Annotated in this window: 15 protein-coding genes; all 15 read right to left on the bottom strand. The window is 44.3% G+C overall.

Annotation, left to right across the window (positions count from 1 at the left end):
• Positions 1–2 precede the first annotated feature (2 nt).
• The 15 genes from DFP98_RS17115 to DFP98_RS17035 all read right to left on the bottom strand — a co-directional run bounded on the left by DFP98_RS17115 (position 3) and on the right by DFP98_RS17035 (position 17748).
• Positions 3–2207 (bottom strand): tape measure protein, encoded by a 2205-nt coding sequence (locus DFP98_RS17115; protein ID WP_116061828.1) that lies wholly within the window; start codon positions 2205–2207, stop codon positions 3–5.
• Positions 2204–4294 (bottom strand): VirB4 family type IV secretion system protein, encoded by a 2091-nt coding sequence (locus DFP98_RS17110; protein WP_147310217.1) that lies wholly within the window; start codon positions 4292–4294, stop codon positions 2204–2206. The genes DFP98_RS17115 and DFP98_RS17110 overlap by 4 nt, the downstream gene beginning before the upstream one ends.
• Positions 4281–5141, bottom strand: coding sequence for a hypothetical protein (locus DFP98_RS17105; RefSeq protein ID WP_116061826.1), 861 nt, complete (start codon positions 5139–5141; stop codon positions 4281–4283). Before DFP98_RS17105 ends, DFP98_RS17110 begins: the two co-directional genes overlap by 14 nt.
• A gap of 368 nt (positions 5142–5509) precedes the next feature.
• Positions 5510–5869 (bottom strand): hypothetical protein, encoded by a 360-nt coding sequence (locus tag DFP98_RS17095; protein WP_143762645.1) that lies wholly within the window; start codon positions 5867–5869, stop codon positions 5510–5512.
• 1149 nt (positions 5870–7018) lie between these two features.
• Positions 7019–7717 carry a hypothetical protein gene (locus tag DFP98_RS17085; RefSeq protein ID WP_116061823.1) on the bottom strand — a complete coding sequence of 233 codons (699 nt, stop codon included), beginning with the start codon at positions 7715–7717 and terminating at the stop codon, positions 7019–7021.
• Between the two features lie 291 nt (positions 7718–8008).
• Complete coding sequence (locus DFP98_RS17080) at positions 8009–8497, bottom strand: single-stranded DNA-binding protein (protein ID WP_116061822.1); 489 nt, start codon at positions 8495–8497, stop codon at positions 8009–8011.
• Between the two features lie 25 nt (positions 8498–8522).
• The gene (locus DFP98_RS17075; RefSeq protein ID WP_116061821.1) at positions 8523–9227 is read right to left on the bottom strand and encodes a Sak single strand annealing protein; all 705 of its coding nucleotides are present in this window, start codon (positions 9225–9227) and stop codon (positions 8523–8525) included.
• 190 nt (positions 9228–9417) lie between these two features.
• Entirely contained in the window at positions 9418–9939 is a 522-nt protein-coding gene (locus DFP98_RS17070) for a hypothetical protein (protein WP_116061820.1), read from the bottom strand.
• Positions 9940–9959: 20 nt separating this feature from the next.
• Positions 9960–10361 carry a helix-turn-helix domain-containing protein gene (locus tag DFP98_RS17065; RefSeq protein ID WP_116061819.1) on the bottom strand — a complete coding sequence of 134 codons (402 nt, stop codon included), beginning with the start codon at positions 10359–10361 and terminating at the stop codon, positions 9960–9962.
• Positions 10362–11494: 1133 nt separating this feature from the next.
• Complete coding sequence (locus DFP98_RS17055; RefSeq protein WP_116061817.1) at positions 11495–11680, bottom strand: hypothetical protein; 186 nt, start codon at positions 11678–11680, stop codon at positions 11495–11497.
• A complete protein-coding gene (locus DFP98_RS40250) occupies positions 11677–11925 on the bottom strand; it encodes an ATP-binding protein (RefSeq protein WP_220377124.1) in 249 nt (82 codons plus the stop codon). The genes DFP98_RS17055 and DFP98_RS40250 overlap by 4 nt, the downstream gene beginning before the upstream one ends.
• 537 nt (positions 11926–12462) lie before the next feature.
• Entirely contained in the window at positions 12463–12624 is a 162-nt protein-coding gene (locus DFP98_RS39115; protein ID WP_181917744.1) for a hypothetical protein, read from the bottom strand.
• A 111-nt stretch (positions 12625–12735) separates the two neighbouring features.
• Complete coding sequence (locus tag DFP98_RS39110) at positions 12736–12891, bottom strand: hypothetical protein (protein ID WP_220377123.1); 156 nt, start codon at positions 12889–12891, stop codon at positions 12736–12738.
• 673 nt (positions 12892–13564) lie between these two features.
• Positions 13565–14539 (bottom strand): hypothetical protein, encoded by a 975-nt coding sequence (locus DFP98_RS17045; RefSeq protein WP_116061816.1) that lies wholly within the window; start codon positions 14537–14539, stop codon positions 13565–13567.
• A 239-nt stretch (positions 14540–14778) separates the two neighbouring features.
• Positions 14779–17748: a Tn3 family transposase gene (locus DFP98_RS17035; protein ID WP_116061814.1), complete on the bottom strand. Its 2970-nt coding sequence runs from the start codon at positions 17746–17748 to the stop codon at positions 14779–14781.
• Positions 17749–18053: the final 305 nt, after the last annotated feature.

Here is an 18053-nt window from a genome sequence, read left to right as displayed (position 1 = left end):
TGTCAGTATTTATCTACGAATTTTTTTCGTAACAAATCTACATGTTGGGACTTCTGCTCATTCCCACTCCCAATAAATTGATGAGGATCGGCAGTCTTTCCGTTATATGCACTCTTGCCACCATTGTTATAAAGATATGAAACTGGAGCAAATTCAGGTTTTGAGGAACCGCCGCCTTCTACTTTAACGTTGACCTGTTCTTTTACAGGAGCCAAACGAACTGAATTCCCTTCCCCTTCAATTGAATACTGTGAAACAACGGTTTGGCCGGCTTGAAGTGAGGAATTTCCTCGACTATAGTTTGAAATTGGAACAAAGGAGTTGTCGTTAGGGTTTTTATAAGCTAGAACGCTTGAATTGTTGTTTTCAACAGTATAAACAGACTTAACTCCGGACTGCTTCATATCATTAAGTCGACCTGCGCTTAATTTACGGCCTGGTACGTTTCTTCTAGCAAACGCATCTCCCTGCTCATATCCGCCCCTTCCCATGACAACTTCTCCAGCAGCCCCCCAGCGTTCAGCTGATTGTTCGCGATTTAAGGCCAAAGAGTGAGCTTCATCTTGCGGACTCGAAGGTTGCTTCCCTTGACCGCGCATTGCGCTGCCTAGAGCGCGTATTTTTCTTGTCGGAACATCCCCGTCTCTTGGTGTTAAAGCTGAGTATGCAGATTGGTAAGTGCCCGGCATTTGCTTTACATGTGCAGCCACTTTCTTTGCGCCGTTAACGGCTCCTTGGGCAGCAATTTTAGATCCAACAAAACTTGCTGCGCCTGCACTGTAACCAGCCCTGTCTCCCATTTTCGCCCCTACTTCACCTCCTATGAAAGCTCCAGCTGGGCCTAGTCCAGAGCCAGCAAAGCCAAGACCCAAACGCAGAGCTGCTGATCCAATGCCGGCGCCAAACTCACCTGCTGCACGCAGTCGTCTTGTAAAAGGCGTGTTCGTCCTCGCGACAGAAGGGTTTATTCCTCCGCCTCCCCGTTCTGCAGATGATGATCCACTTAGCATACTTTGCCCGAATTGAGCAGGACCAAAACCGCCACCAGAAGAGGCTCCGCGTCCAGTCTGTGATCCTCCGGATTTTTGACCAGCAAGTGCACCACCTGCATTAAGAGCTCCTTTCCCGAGGCTTGTTACTGCTTTAGTCATGTTCATCAATCCTGCAGCACCAGTAAGAGTACCGATCATCGCAAGCTTTCCACCAGTTCCGGAAGTTGCACCGAAAATAAATCGAACGCTTTCGCTTATCGGAATAAAGAGACACATTGCAACTACAGCTTGGAACCAGCCCATTTGATCATCCATGATGTGAAAGTAGAACCAAAATAGAGAAGCATGTAGAGCTTGAGCGATAATCTGTGACCAAAGTTCTTTCATGGCGGTAAAAGTTATCGAATGTAGATTTGGGTAAAACAAACAACAAATCCAAAGCGGTGCGAGAACGAGAAGCAACCCGATCATTAATTTTCGCTGCAAATAAAATACTTCCCACCATATTGAAACGCCTTTGGCTACGAGAGAAACGGCAGCTTCAGATATCGGTGACTCCATTTGGCTCATCCCAGTATTGAGATCACTCATGACAATACGTTCATTTGTTATAACGAGACCATCACCTTCGATGACGTTGTTATTGAAATCTTTAACAATTATTCCGCCCGTCAAATCTCTTTTCACAAGATCAACTATGAGGTTGTTCGCCTTAAAAAGAGCTCCGGTTAGAGTAAAGAACTGAAATAATAGGACAATTGCAATGATAGATTTTATTAGGGCGTCATTTACCTCAAGTTTCATCGTCGATGATAGACTTTTTAGGGATAGAAGCACGCCAGATTTGATAATAGAAGCAGTAATCATAAAAAATGCAAAGACGGAAAAAAGCATAAATCCACGATAAATTACATGCTTGAATTGTCCTTCGGTCCACATCCCCATGACGGAGTAATCTGGACAACCTCGAAAGTAGTTATCTGCAGGCGCACATCCTCCATTAAACACGTGGTCCATTGGATCATGTATTCCGCCAAGTAAACCGAGCAAAAAATCGAGAATCCAGGTAATCGGTTTGATGTACCAAGGATCACCTGCAAATGCGACAGGTATGAAAAAACCACAAATGCATGCCAACAGAATGACAGAAACCATGTATTTCTTGATAGATAAGAAATGAAAAGGTTTCCTAGCAATTGTGCTGAAGCTCTTCATACTGCTTCCTCCACTTCAGGCAGGAGTCCGTGTTGATATAGCCAATCAGGGTCTGTATCGATAAAGTGGCGCATTTCTTCACTAACTGTAACTTTGATGTAAGCGGTGCTTCCTCCCACTCGAAGAATACACATGCCTCTGCTATCGTCGTTCTCATCTTCAGGCGGACGTTGGCAGATGATATTTAGTTCACCATCGCTCAAGTTAAAGATGCTTTTGAGCTGCAACCGCTCATCCATTTCGATCTGCCCAATTCTGAAGAAAGCTGCAGAGGTTGCGTTTTTAACCAATGCTTTCCCATTGTCGTCATCAATGAATGGGTTTAAGTCCTGCGTAATTACATCAATTCCAGCATTGTATTTTCTGCTTCGACGGGAAGAGTCTTCGACAAATTCCATGCCCCCGGGTACCCGTTTCATACGCCATCCTTCCTCAAGTTTTATGCGTTTATGATACTTTCTTAGGGATGGGCGTTTTACAAAATACTCCCATCCTAGAACAAAGAGTATGTGCATGACGATATCGTAGATGTCGCTGCCTTCAATCGCTTTAATATTGAAGTTTATCCAGCTAATATTATCAAGTAAGCTATCGACCGAATGGCCGTCGCCAAAACTGGTTTGTCCATCAAGCAATTTACCATCGGGAAAGTCACGGAGATAACCACGACATACCCGAAGTAAACGATCAGCCAGAGGATCTTTGAGCTGCTCGTATGCGAATGTGTTTTTGTCAGGATTGATCGTTGTAGCCAGAAGCATTTGCCAGTAAATATCACTTAATGTTATTTCTCGTTTTCGAACATGAATATAAGTGATCTCTCCATTTATATTCTGTGGCGTTTTGTCAGGCTCATATAAGGATTTCGGATCTTCAGTGATACCAAACTGATTAAATGTATTTTTAATTGCTACCTTAACAATTGCTTTTTCCTCCGGAGTAAGGCCTTCCATGATTTTGTCATAAAACTTCACGAGTTGTCCGGTCTTGGGTCCAACTGGAACAACTACACGATTAACCTTTCTACCAGTCGGAAGTGTGATTTCTACTTCCTCTTCGGTAATGGCGCAGACATTTAAGCAGACGTCGGCGTTTTCCCGCACTTCTACTTCTCTTCCTCCTAATAATCTACAAATTGGCCCGTTTTCCCCATCCGGATCGATCGAAAAAATTCTATAACCCAATTGGATTTGGGAGCTGGAAACAAATTTATTAAAGAAGCTTTTTCCTGATCCACTCGCGCCAACAATTAAAGAAGAGTAATTGGGTAAATATTTTGCACAAACATTCAAGAACTCCATAGTACCGGTGTGCTGATTTACTCCTGCTGGAACGCCCCCACTATATGGAATTTCGGAACTGTAGAAGGGTGATGCTGCAACAATAGCTGTTCGATCCATAAAGCGACGGTCGTTTTTATCGGTAAATCGATTATTCCCAATGGGAAGTGTTGAAATCCATCCACTTTTTTGTCTGTTGTATGCAATACGCAGATGGTGGTCATTCCCAATCAGATTATCTTGCATAATCATTCCAAGTTGATCCAGGACCTTCTCGTCACGAGCAAAAATGGTAACAAGACAAGTACTTAAAAAACCATCGTTGAAACCGTCACTGATTTCTTCTAATAAGCGGTTTGCAGCATCGAGAGATTTCTGAGCTTCGCGAGCTTCAATGTCATTCCCTGATTTGATCATGTTGAGTAATCTTGAGCCTTCATCAGTAGCTGCCTGCTTGTACAAACGTACAGCTTGGCTCTTTGTCAATTTCGTCAGATAATGTGTGACATTCACTGCTCCTGCTCTATACAGTGCATCAAGAGTTCCGGTTGATAATGTAGTTGGACCAAAATCTAGAATAAAGGTTCTAAATGGGTAGTCCCCAGACGTCCCCTCATTTTGATAGCCACGGTCTCTAATATTTGGCGGAATTTCAAGTCCATTTAGTCCAACCAAATCAAAATAGGATAGCGTAGGAACGAGAGAATCATCTTCACCTTTAAGCGTTGAAAGCTTACTTAAATCGATTTTCTCCGTTTTTTTGCCTCGGAATCTTTGAAACAGATTCTTAATTTTAAGCAATTTCATCCCCCAATTCGTCCATGTCGTCGATTACTCGGAAAGGCTCTCGCTCATAATTTGATGTCACGACATTGGACAGACGTCCTGGTCGATTTAGGATCGATCGAATGGTTTCGATGGATGCATTACGTTTATGTGTAGCAAAATAGAGCGATTCGAGCTGACCTTCTGCGTCACACACATCTGATGCTCCTCCCATTAAACTGTAAGAACTAATCACATTTCCGGAGAGTCGCAGAAATTCATTTTGGGCTTTTGCTAGGATACTATCTTCGTCAAGTCCCTCCAACATCTTTGGAGAATAATCAAGGATGAGAAAGAAGTACCTTGAGTAACTAAATTCATCAACGGAGTTCTGCCATTGTTCCAAAAAGGGATAGAACATACTTTGCGCATAACGCTGCGCGATTTCATTTAAATCTTTGAAATTTTCGTGATACTGTTTTAATTGGTCGATTAACTCGATTGGTCTGGACTGTACGTGGATTGCGAACTTTACCTCGCGCCCTGGTCCAAGCGACAGCTTCGCTAATAGTTCTTCATAGCGGTTATCTGTCTCAATTTGTTCCTGAAGCGATCTGAGATCATAGTTAATCGGTCTGCATTTAATAGCACCTACAAATGTCCGGATGTTATTCTCAGGTATTAACTCCAGGAGATTTCCATGGATGTCCTTTAAGCCGATAAGTTCTTTAAAATCACCTTTCAGTTCTTTGATTTTTTTAACAGACCGTTGATCGGTATCTTTTTTCTTCCTGTTGGCCAGAAAGGGCAGAATTGGCTTTCCAGTAATACCGCGGTACATGATATAACCAATGCAGCCGAGCAAAAAAAACATTAATAAATCATCCACGTAATTATCGCCTCCACAATCCGCTCTCTCTTTTCTCATGACGTAAATAATAGATTAAGTGTCGATCCAAGAATAAAGCAGTTGCTTCATTCTTGATAAATCCGAAAACGATAGAGGGAACGAAAATAAGCAAATCCAAAACAATGATGATGATATTCATAACAAGAGGAAATGAATCGACATAGGTATACTGTATCAACTGAATACAAGCCAGTAGGCTAACAGACAAGTAAGCCACTTGTCTCCAAGAGAAACTCATTTCCAATACTTTGAGAGGCTTTCTTTCCTTTTCAGTGTCGAAGGGCATCCGAGTTCTCAATTGAATTCCCCTTTCTAAAAATAGCCCTGCTTTTGCAGGGCTAGATTTTCTAAGTCTGATTGATGAAGTAGCCGGCGAGTTGAGGAGCTTTTATGATAATTACTATTGATATGGCTGCACAAAGCATTGCAGAAATACCAAGTCCCCTTCGTTGAGAGTTCCCGAGCGACATTGAAAAAATGATCGCTCCGAGTACAATCGCTAGGATTGCAAGAATGACGCCCACAATCCGGAGGTTCAAGACCCATTTATCGAGCGTATCCGTTATTGCAGTCTCAGTTCCAGTGCCAGACTGAACGCTTTCAATTTTGCTGAAGTCTAGATCATTCTTTGCAAATGTAGGTGCAGCAACGGCAAGGCTTAACCCGAATGTCAATAGGAGAACCGCAATAAGCCTTCTAATTTTCACGAACAACATACCTCCTAATCAATGAAAAGTGTATTACGTTGGGTGCTCCTTTCTGGTCAGAATGGACAGACAACTAATTCTTGTCTGTGCAATATTTATCTGATAATATAAATTACATAAGATAAATATTGCACAAATAAGAATGTGAGGTGTCTTTCATGTTTGATTATTTTCTTTACGCAATCAATCAATTCATATTTGGACACGGAACTGATCGTACGTTCATACTGGTTTTTTCGCTTGTTTTCTTATTAATGATTTTCGTTTGGCTCTGCTTCACTTTCATTCGTGTCATGCAAGCTGCAGTTTTGTTTGTAACACTTAGCTTTCTTTCGTTTTTTCCTGTCTTCTGCTTTCCGGATCAGTTCGATGTTGTTTTAATCAAGCTCGGGATTATTTCAGAGTGGTTCATTTATCACACTCCTCAGTACGTCCGTGTTTGGTCGGTATGGATGTTTTTAATTTCCCTGATAACGACTTTGTTTTTTTGCTGGAATCTAACCTCGGATATTTTCAACGGTCGTCCATCAACCTGGAAACGTAAGTGGATAAATCTTCAAAAACGAGCTGATGAACTGGATAGAATGCCATTCAAAATCGTTCATTGAAGCAGTAGATAGACAAAAACTTCGGAAACGACAAAAAAGCCCTATCGATTGTGCAGGCATTTAACGTGTTTGTTGAAATCAAACACATTGAAATACTGCACCCGATAGGGCTGTTATTGCGAAAAATGTCCTTCTAGCGGACAGAACTTTGAACTAATTGTAGTATAGCATATTGCACTTCAAATTGAACACTGGATAATTTGTATTTAGAAAAATAGACCAATAATTAAAGTTCTTATCTTGGTATATTAATAATGATTTTCTTAACTTTCGGCACCTTAGCTAATATCCATATTGGGGAGAATGAGCTTTCAAAGTAGCCTGGATGTACAGGAAGGACAGAACACAAAACATCCAAAAAACGACTGACGAATTGGGTGCAGCCTGGTTATATATGGCCAGTCACAAGAGCCAGCTGCACCTCTCCTACTTGGGGATAGGTTTCGGCGTGCTATCTGCCGGGCATTACTTGGGTTTTTTTTATATATAAGCGTGTGCTTGGCTAGAACATGCAGTTAATGACTTACGAATAAAGGATCAACTAATCATTGAATAGAATTTGCAAAGCTTTATGATCTGCAAAATAGATGTATCCTCTTCCCTCGTACCGCCAACGATAGCGCACCTCCCCTTTACTATCGGGCTCTGTATTTAATATTTCATCCGGTTTACCTAAAATAGAAGTAATTTCGTCAGCAGTCATTCCAACCTTCACCTCAGGTTTTTTCTCAGGTGTAACTCTCTCTGGTGTTGGATTGTATTCTTCACTTGTTGAACGTGGGGATCCATCTCCTTTATCGATTGTAGCTGTATGCATTTTTTCATGATCAAATGAATAGGATTTTGATTTTTTTCCTTCCTTATCTTCATAATTGAATATGAGTTTATCAATCAAACAAACTGCATTTTTTCCGCAGTTAAATGGTGAAGCGTGTGGGAAATTTGGTTCAATCTCTTCAGTTGTTCTCTTTAAAAGCTTGTATTTTTCGGCATTAGTTAACTTCTCAAACGTATCTGTAACCGGAATTCGAACCCAGAAGTAAAATTCCTTTATATTGCCTATCTTCATCGATTTTTCGACTTCAAGGTCTAGTTCACCTGAAATGTGTACAGCTATTTCTGGATCATCAGTTACTTTTTTTAAATATTCTGAGACAGCTGATTCATCAGCTTTAATACTGCACGCAACCAAAGACATCATTAGAAAAGCAACAAAAAATAAACCAAATATCTTTTTCATTTGAACCCACCTTTTTTTATAGAAAAAAATCGAAATAGAACGTTTCTCCTCAAAATAGGAGCTGATAGGAATTATTCGCTATATCTTACCATGATTAGCCATATTTCACCACGGGATTTTTACGTCGATTAGATGTAATCGCTTCTCCGTCAGCGTTAGTGTCGCACGGCGCGCTGATGCCAGGTACTGATTCGATACCCTATAAGTTTCATTGGTTACAAAAGAAACCCGTTCAGTAAGATGCTGCTAAGCAGCTCTTATGAACGGGTACCATATAAAATGTGGATCTAGCTATACATTGTGTGAAGGAGAACGAAATGGACGGCCACCGTTGGCTGGAATAGGTCCAGTTCGTCTTGTTCTAGAATCGCCTTGTTCTGAGGATAGATCCCGAGAACCAAAATATTCAAATCGCGGATTTTCAGTTCGAGTTTGACTTTTGTTAAGTCGGCTAACTCCCTGTGGTGGTTCATCTAGCATGCGTATAAATTCTGCATGTATCTCAATCTGCGGGCCGCTTCCGTCTATGGAACCTCTAACCGAGATTCTTCCTTCAACATAAATAAGACGTCCTTTTTTTATCAGCCTTGAGGCTTGCTTGGCCAAATCCCATTTTGCGACTACTGGAATGAAGTCAGCGTCCAATCCATCATCACCATCATAAGGACGATCGCAGGCGATACGAAAGGAAGCCCAGGGCGATCCGTCACCCATATTTCCAGTCTGAGGATCTGCTGCTACGTTTCCGATTCCGCTCCAGCGATTCAATAAATAAGTCATTTTAAAACTCCTTTACATGAGATTATTATGCAGAAATTTTCTTGAAGCCCTGCATGACCGTTATTTCTCCGTGCGGAGAATGTACGCGGCGTGCAGAAACTGCAAGTCTTTCCTCGATTCGAAAAGCTGCCCGATCAAACTCCTCGATCATATGTTCAGGTACCCGTACTTCGAAAATCTGGTTCCCAAGCTGAAGATCAAGGCGGTAGTAGGGTTTCTTTGCACCGACGACGACGTCCACTTCCTTTAATATAAAAATGTGATCTTCGGTCGCTGAGACATCGATCTGCTCAGCAGGATCTTGTCGCACCGGTGGTTCTTCCGGAATGGGTTCAACAACAACTCTTTCATTTGCCGGTTCGTCACCTTGTACAAAGGACCAAAACTGATGGTGTAATCCATGTAATCCAACGCAGATGAGGAAACAATCCTGTATTGCGGTTTGGATTTCATGAGCGGTCGCTCCCTCGAAGATCACGGCACCGTTTTCGTCGAGAACAGCCTGCAGGTGACTCCTGCGGATCTGATTGACAATTACAGTGACTTCGACGAAATAACCAACATCTGTTTGTAAATACGGATTGATCAGTCTTCCCTTTTTGTCCGGATAACGAGTCACTTCCCAGGTTGCATCAGGGTAGCTTTCGATCAAAAACCGCATGGCCTTAGCATACAAATCGTCACCAACACGTTCAAGAAATGCAAGTGGATTGAATAAACCTTCAGTCATCGTAATTTCCTCCTTGTAATAAAATGTAAACCTTAGAAAATGCAAAAAAGCCCTAGAGCTTCGTTCTCCTTCGTTTGCATAGGCAAACGGGAAAGAACGTCCTCTAGGGCGTCAATCTCTTGCATAAATGCTCATGGCGAAATAATATCTATCTGTATCCTATCAATAATATGAGCCGGAATCAATGTTTTTATCGATCTAGGTGACTTGGAATGCAATGTCGGTGATAGTCATTTTTAATATGAGGACGTTCTCGCAAATAGTTTACATCTTCGGTCGTCAATGCGGATTGACATTTAATGCAATTCCTATGCGAAGCTGCTAAAGGTATGTTCAATTTTTGATACTTCCCAAGGTTATGCCATCCCATCTGAAATTTATCAAACGCTGCGCGAAAAGCTTCAGCTTCGGCAAGATCCACTAGTGTCGAAAGTGAGGTGTTACTTTTTTTCGTAAGATCCTCAAACCCTCTGCCATCATGATAGACTTCTCCGATCCAAACTCTGCAGATGACGACAATATATTGACCAGGTTCGATTGTAACTGATCGAACTTCACTTTTGTAAAGGCTGCCTGCAACCGTGCTTGCCCACCACTCATACCAATCATTTTTGATGAATGCTTTCGTTTGATTGTTTTCATGATAACTGACAGCTTCAAAAGGTAGTGACTTTTTAAGTTCGTCGAGTATCAGATCGATTGATCTATCCATGGTTAAGATCCCCCTCTGGATTATTGGGTAATATCCCATTTCGCATATCGCTTAGCGGTGTATTCGCTTATGCTTTGATAGAATGATAGACCGTTCTCTATCTTCCCGGGAATGTCGCGGAGCATCATCATAAAGTATTCGCGGCCGGCATCAGTGATTCGGCAATAATGTTTCACACGATTTACTGGGTCATCCCACTGCTGTACCAGGTAGCCTTTCTCGCGCATAAAGGCAATGCGTCTGCTCATGTAGGAGAGATTAACGCCAACTCCCTTAAAAAATAGCACCATGCGAGAGTCTAGTTCCTGAAGATATCTCGGGGTTTCCATAATTTCTGAGAGTACAAAAAAATCAATTATTTCTTGTACTTGAAGAATACGGCCAACTTTTGAATCTTTAATAACAGGTGAATTTTTTTTCAACGATATGACCCCCTTATTCTTTCGTGATGATAGATTCTGAATCGATCAACAATAATTATTATGGCTCTTATGAGTTCTGAACGGCCAGATGTCGGACAAATTGCCAACTATGCTTGAAAAATAGCTTGTTGTTAATCAGAACGACCACATCGTCAAACTCATCTACGATCCCACCTTCGTAGATGCAATCACCGTCGTTGAATACAGAAATTGGCCATTGAAACCATATGGCATGTTGAAAATCTGAATCGTGAGTAAGGACATACGGAATTGGCATTTTCAATGGAGTTCCCCCGTTCGCATAGTTAAGAACATCTGTTTCCATTATAGCGCGCCTTCATTACCTTATCAACGTATATCTTATCACATAATATTATTATTCGTTTAATCTTCTCCCTCCATCTTGGCGTTCGTCTGCCTGTTGGTCTGTTCGGGTCTCTCTTTTTGATGCTTTATATGTCACCGTCACATCAATTACTTTTGTGACTTCGGAATAATGCGGTTTGACCTTTTCCTTCAACTCTTCAGCTAGACGTAAATATCTTGAATCGTAGACCTCCTTTTAAACCCATTTCGATATATAGCGCGCGGACGGCCGCCCACACATTCTTAGTCGTATCTAGATCCGTTTCATGTAACCTGAAATAATCGAATGGTCTAGAAAAAAACGAAACCTCTAGGATGGAGAAAAGGGAGAAGAATAAACCCAAAGTTTCAAAGGAGAGAAGAATATGCAAACGTAACTGTAGGTAGGTAGTGCCACAATACGCGAAAATCGATGTTTAAGGCTATATTATGTGATAAGATATACGATTATAAGATATTAAATGTGGACTTTAAGCTATCAGCCTTGACTAAATAGCGATCGCACTGATGAAATCTGGAATGTGGATCCGCAGCGGAAGTCAAGCATAACGAGCAGCAAATAACAGTCAGTCGGGAAAAAGCGGTCGCCTGCCGGCCTAAGACGTCTACTTCTACCCGCCTTACTGATCGGATTCATGCGACACCAGTACCCATGCTTTTCGCCCATCTACGCTCGGACATCCAGGAATGTTATTCGAGCGCTCATAGAAATGCTCGAAGTTTGCAGTAGAATGGCTGACAAAATTGATGAGTAGTTGCACTCGCTCTTATGGCCATGTTGGGCTTCGTCCGGATATACGTTCTTCCGGAATCGGCTCTTCTGTATGTAAGGGATATATTCGGTCGGTACGTTTTTGAAAAATCGTCAGCTTTGCAAAGCGAAATGCCAGAACCAAGATCGCAGTTTCGCCGATCGCCACGGAGAGCCAAAATGAGCTGCTGCGGTTGATCATGCCAGTCGATGCCGCCGGCGCGCAAAACGTGAAGCTGTATATCGCCGCGTCAAAGCGAATCCGGGCTTCATCCGGTAGCTCTCGCCCTCAAAAACGAGCAGGTGCCCATGATGTGCCAAACGGTCAATCATGGCTGCGGCCATCTGGTCATCGGTGAAGACAGTCCCCCACTTGGAAAACTCCAGATTCGTCGTAATGACCAGACTGCGGCTCTCGTAGCTGTGCGTTTCATGAGCGAGATCCACCGCTACCAGTTACTCATCCTTGACGAGTGGGGCTATATCCCCGTCGACAAGAGGACGGCTCGCAGTTACTCTTTCGGGTGATTGCGGGCCGCCGCGCTTCGCCTTGGCCAGACGCATCACAAGTTCGGCAACGGGGTAAAACTTCATCGTATGCCCAGTTCGCAGGCACGCAAGCCGGCAGCAATGGCCAGGTGCGTCTTGCCGGTACCGACCGGCCGTAAAGGACGAGATTCCGTCGGCCCCCAATAAATGTACCTTCCGTCAGATCGCTCCACTGCAGGGAGCTTGGCTGCTTGACACCATGTCGCTCGTAACCGTCCAGTTTCTTGTAGACCGGAAAAACCGGCACGGCTAAGCAGCCTGGCTCGGCGGCTGCGCTCCCGGCTTTCAATTTCTTCCACGAGCACGCGGTGCAAGAACTCTTCCTGCCGCGGTGTCGCCTCCGTCTCGCATAGCTGGACGGCGCGCTGGCTGAGCACAAGCTTCTTGCAGAAGGCTGAGATTTCGGCGCTAACGCCTCACGCTCCCGTGCCATGTTCATGGTCTCACCCCGCCGGCAGGATCCAGCATTCGGTCATACACGCTCAAATCGACACTTGGGCTTTCCTCCGGCTCAAACGAGGCCAGCCTTGCAGCAAGCACGACGCTGTTTGCGCTGGTGAGCCGTCCGAGCTTCGTCGCTTCCTCTATCGCTTGCAAGGCGGTATCGAATCCATAGCGACCGGAGAGTTGCTACATCGTAGCCAGCGTTTCCTTGAGCTCGGTGCGTTCCAACTTGTCCAGCTCCTCACGAAGCGCATCCGGAATCGCTTATCGCAGCTGGCTGTTTCGCCAGGCGCCGGGGTTCTGCAGCAGGCGGCTGAGCGTGGTTCGGACATCGACGCTGTCGGTTCGTTGCTTGCCGAATAGACGAAGGTACACCGTAATCGGTTTGCCGCTTGGCAGCAGCGGTTCTTCCGACGCCATGACCTTCCTCACCGTCTTTCGGTCGATCTGCATCCGTTCCGCGATCGCGCTCGGCCCCAGCCAGCCCTTTGCTCTGCATATTCTTGATCGACTCGATCTGACTCATCTTCAACATCTCCCCGTCCCGTACCCCTCGTCATCGTCTACGAACAGGGTAGCAGAGTGGAGAATCATGCAGCTGGTCGAGTCGGCCGTCGGAGAACCAGGTGCGCGAGCTATATCTGCTCGCGCTGGCCGCCAACGCCCGTGTGCTGATCAAGCTGGGCATCAAATCGGCGAACCCGGACGCCATCTGCAACTGATCATGCCGGCCGTTGCCAGTGAGCCAAACGCGTTAGCCGGATTTCATCTGGAGAACCCAGCTCAAGCCACACTGATCGTACTGGCCTTCGACGTCGCCGCAGAGAACCAGGAGCGTGAGAAACAATTGTTCGCGTTGGCCGCCGACACCCGTACGTAGATCAAAGCCAGGCTTCAATCGGCGAACCTGGACACGTACTGAAGTTGATCATGTCGGCCGTGTCGCCGGTGCGAATATCGCGACCGGTCGTCTCCGCACCAACCGCGAATCTGTCCTTCATCCTAAGAACCAAGACGCAAGCTGCAGCTGATCGTGCAGGCCATCGATACCCGTAAGACAAAAAAAGCTCCTATAGTAAAAGGAGCTTACCGTTTATTCGTATTTCCAAACTACTTTATACTTATGAGGTTTACCACTAGGAAAAGCAATATCGATAATATCTCCTGTCTTTAGGTCTTTCCTTTTTATTTCTGTATATGAAAGCAAAAATGTCTCTTTCTTATTATTCAGGATAATTTCCTGCCCATTTTCGTAAAATTCTACGACATTGTTCGTACTAATCCTGCATTTAGATAATAATTCTCTTTGGAATGGTTGTTTACATTTTCGTTTTTCAACTAAATTAAATTCATATCTAAAACCTATTCCTTCTTGAAGTGGAATCCTTTTGATCGGCCGTACAATGTCTCCATCTTCTAGCCCCATTGCACGGACCCATCTTTCGCTAATGTAGCCTATTCCATCAGCTACATCAACATTACCACCTTCAATCTTCCGTTGGAATACATAGAGCTTGCCTTGCCAATCGTCACTAGTTGTTTGGTAGTCGTAAGACATCTCTTTTGTTCCGTTTTCGTTTTCTATTTCTGACAATCTGTTTTTTGCCTGCAGATATATTTTAATTCTTGCTATTGTTTCTGCGTATTCTAACATTTCTGTGTGAACATCATGAATTTTATGAAGAACGTCCAGTTGAACTGTATTCGTTTTCAAGTCTTCTGTGAGCGCCTTCTGCTCAACTAAAGCAATTCTATACTGTTCAAGCAGAGTGGACAACTTTACATGCAATATTTGTACGATCCTATTCTCAAGTCCGTCTTCGACCATTTTTTTAATAGTCCTAAATGTATCCTGCTTTGACATCTCAAAATGAGCAGAAAGTGGCCAGTTTCTTTCAAAATGCTCCTGGATGAATGTATAACCTTCTACTGAACTAATGTATGTATCTAAGTTTACTTGCCCAAGCAAGAATGGGCTAAATATTTTATCGACAAGTGAAGAGGTTATCCTTCCTGCAACATTCCTTAGGGATGCACTAAACTTTTCATTATCTGATCCGTTAATCATTCTTTTGTAGCATCCTCCTAATCAATTTTGGCTATGTTTTTTCTATCGATTACAAGACTCATTAGTGCAGAAATGTACTTTTTGTTCAGATATCCCAATTGTCCATTTTTCATCATTTCTATTAGGGGGCCCGCCAACATTTTAACGAAAATATACGCTAAGCCTTCGGACGTGACCAGTCTAGCGTTTTTTCTTACTCTAAGCCCAAGAGTCCGGGCGGTAATAACCCGGACCACTGCTCATTCGACTTCTTGTTGTTTCAGCGGCCGTAATGAATTGAGAGACGTATTCTGCCTAAAATTGAATTTGTATTCGCCCAAGAAATTGATATGCTCCCATCCAAGGGGTGAGATATGGTTTAATAGTTCTTCCCGAAGCTTACCTTGCTTTTTACGGTGTTCAGTTGCTTGCTGGAGATACACAGTGTTCCAAACGCTAATCGCATTGATGATAATGTTCAATGCACTTGCCCGTTGGAGCTGGTCTTGTAGCGCACGTTCTCGCATCTCGCCATGTTTGCCGAAGAAGATCGCTCTGGCTAATGCGTTCATAGCTTCCCCTTTGTTCAACCCCCGATGGATTTTTCGCCGCAGTGCCTCACTCGAAAGGTAATCTAGGACGAAGATCGTTTTCTCGATACGCCCCATTTCCCGCAGCGCGGTAGCCAAACTGTTTTGTCTTGCATAGGAGCCGATTTTCCCCATAATGAGTGATGCTGAAACGGTGCCTTCTCGGATGGAGTGAGCCAGACGGAGTACATCATCATAGTTCTCTTGAATAATCTTTGTATTAATCTGTCCGCGAAGCAGCTTCTCTAATTTAGGGAAATCGGAAGGTTTCCCGATAGCGTAGAGCTTGGAGTCAGCCAAGTCGCGTAAGCGTGGCGCAAAGCGAAATCCAAGTAAATGCGTTAAACCAAAGACTTGATCGGTGTAACCGGCTGTATCCGTATAATGCTCCTCAATGGCCAAGTCCGTTTCATGGTGGAGCAAACCATCGATGACGTGTACGGCATCCCGAGCATTCGTATTGATGACCTTTGTATAGAATGTGGAAAATTGGTCGCTCACGAACCGATAAATCGTAGCTCCTTTTCCGGTCCCGTAGTGTGGATTCGCATCTGCGTGAATCGCCGAAACTCCGATCTGGACTCGCATTCCATCAGATGATGAGGTCGTGCCGTTTCCCCAGTATGAGGGCAACGCCAGCTTGTGATGAAAATTAACAAGAACAGCCTGCGCTTTATTCATTGCGTCTTCGTACAGCCGCCATTGCGTTGTATTGGCCATTTGCCGATATGAAATGTTCGGCGTAGCTTCAGCCATCTTTGTTAGCCCAATGTTCGTTCCCATTGCCATAAGGGTAGCCATAAGGATTGTCGTTTCTTCCTCATTTGGAGCGCGGTTACTGGAAGCATGAATAAACTGCTCATGAAAATTCGTCCAGTTGGCTACTTCCATGAGCAAATCCGTTAGTTTGATTCTTGGCAGCAGCTCGTAGAGGGAAAGGCTGAAATTCCGGGATTCATCGGGAACAGCTTTCTCCAATCGCTCGATGTGCAATTTCCCGTTCTCCAAATTAACGCCATCCAGCTCGTCAATGTTGTCCTGCACCCAGCTTAATCTTTGAAGAAGCGATTCAGTCCGTTCCTCAAGATATTCCTTTACTGACAAGCTAACGGCAAGCTTTGTAACGTTAGGATCGATACCATTCCAGTCAGATTTCGGTACAAGGTATTCCTCGAAGTCCTTATGCTGACGGCTTCCGACAATGGAAACGTCCCCGGAACGAACGTAATTCCGCAGCTCTGTCAGGACAGCCATTTCGTAGTAATGCCGATTGATGGCTCCGTCATCGTCGTAAACGTGCTTTTGCCAGCGGTTCGAAACGAAGTTCAGCGGTGCTCCTTCCGGAACTTTTCGCTTTCCGGTTTCATTCATTTCCCGGATGATATCGACCGCCTTCATTAGCGGCTCTGCCGACTTGGTTGACCGAAACTCCAAGGATTTTAACAGCGTTGGCGTATATTTCCGAAGAGCATAGAATTTCTTTTCCAGCAAGTCCAAATAGTCGTAATCTACGGGCCGCGCCAGCCGTTTAGCTTCTTCCACGGATGCGACGATCTGATCCCACGGCATAACGGCATCAAGTGCAACAAACGGATCAGTACCTTCACTTCGGGCCCTAATAAGAGCGGCCCCAAGATCGGCAAAGTGAACAACCTTTTCATTGATCGATTTCCCGTTTTGTTTTTGAAGTTCCTCTTGAGCCTTTCTCCCTTTGGAAAGCAGTATCATGATCTGCCGGTCGTGAATCTCGAAAGCCAGGTCTGTCAAATCCTGAATCAGTTCTAATAGGTACGCTACTAAAATCGCGTGCTTTTTCGGATCATTAAAGCGGCGGAAGGAATGAGGTTCGTAACGCGAACCGATTTTTGAAAGCTGCCGCAGCCGGTTCGGATGAATGCCTTTCGTATCGACTTGCAGCTGCAAATCCCGTATGTATTCGAGCTTTTCAATAACCTTCAAAAAAGAATCCGGAGAGCTGGTACCTGGAACTTCCCTTAACCACGCCAGGTAGGTTTTGCTGCTGTCCGGCATAGTGGATAAGACGCGATCCAGCTTAGCAATTTGTAATTCTGTAAGTGAACCGCTGAGGAGCTTGAATATTTTTTCTTCTGTCCGTTTGCGAGTTTCCCAAACTGCTCTTTCAATCGTGGCCATTGAGGGTAGAATGGTTTTACGCTTACGTAAATCTTCGAGTGCGAGCTGGATCAGGTGTAAGGGATTGCCGTTTGCCATTGCATGGTTAAAAAGATGCTTGCACAAAGAACGATACTCGCTCAAGGTAAATGTCTGGTACCCATACTCCTTCCGGATTTCCTCCAGATGTTCGTATTTGGTGGCTTCCCGTTCGCCGTAAGATGTAAAAGACTCCACATCGGCATTGATTTGCTTTCCAATATAACGAAGAACTTGAACCGGCACTTCTGTTACGTCAGAAAGCGTCCAGCCGAGATAGCGAAGTACGCACAGCTGCACGGCAAAGCCAAGTCGATTATAATCTCTTCGTCGCTGCTGGATGATCTCAAGGTCATGCTGGGTAAATGTAAAATAAGTGCCCAATTCCCATTCGCCGAGATCAGGCGGTATTTGCAAATATTGCAGCCGTTCCTCCGGAGTTAGCAGTTCCCTTACTCTCGCGTACAACGTTCACATCCCCTTTTTGCCAAGGCTATTTTTTTCTTCGATTGCTGATCCGGTGCCGTAGATCGTGGGCAATCAATCCATCGAGCCGCGCTACTCACCGCCGCTGTACGAAACCAAAAAACATATTGATGGGCAAACAACGCTTCGCATGGATTCCTTTAAACGGGATGCGAATAAAAAAAGGTATAACACCGCGAGGCGCAGCTACACGTAAAGGCGAAGGCGCTGCCAGCTAACCGGCAGCGCCTTATTGTTTATGCCGAACATGCGATAGTAGCAGCGAAGCCACCACCCGCAAAGCGGAT

The organism is Cohnella phaseoli, from assembly GCF_003386235.1.
GTDB classification, from domain to species: Bacteria; Bacillota; Bacilli; order Paenibacillales; family Paenibacillaceae; genus Cohnella; species Cohnella phaseoli.
The sequence above is the reverse complement of the archived record's forward strand: the minus strand, read 5'-3'. Positions and strand labels throughout refer to the sequence as shown.

Coding starts and splice junctions, on each gene's coding strand:
- DFP98_RS39110 (WP_220377123.1), bottom strand. CDS start 12,891: ATGGCGTCGGAAGAACCGCTGCTGCCAAGCGGCAAACCGATTACGGTG.
- DFP98_RS17085 (WP_116061823.1), bottom strand. CDS start 7,717: ATGAAAAAGATATTTGGTTTATTTTTTGTTGCTTTTCTAATGATGTCT.
- DFP98_RS17045 (WP_116061816.1), bottom strand. CDS start 14,539: ATGATTAACGGATCAGATAATGAAAAGTTTAGTGCATCCCTAAGGAAT.
- DFP98_RS17080 (WP_116061822.1), bottom strand. CDS start 8,497: ATGACTTATTTATTGAATCGCTGGAGCGGAATCGGAAACGTAGCAGCA.
- DFP98_RS17115 (WP_116061828.1), bottom strand. CDS start 2,207: ATGAAGAGCTTCAGCACAATTGCTAGGAAACCTTTTCATTTCTTATCT.
- DFP98_RS17055 (WP_116061817.1), bottom strand. CDS start 11,680: ATGATCAACCGCAGCAGCTCATTTTGGCTCTCCGTGGCGATCGGCGAA.
- DFP98_RS17075 (WP_116061821.1), bottom strand. CDS start 9,227: ATGACTGAAGGTTTATTCAATCCACTTGCATTTCTTGAACGTGTTGGT.
- DFP98_RS17070 (WP_116061820.1), bottom strand. CDS start 9,939: ATGGATAGATCAATCGATCTGATACTCGACGAACTTAAAAAGTCACTA.
- DFP98_RS17110 (WP_147310217.1), bottom strand. CDS start 4,294: ATGAAATTGCTTAAAATTAAGAATCTGTTTCAAAGATTCCGAGGCAAA.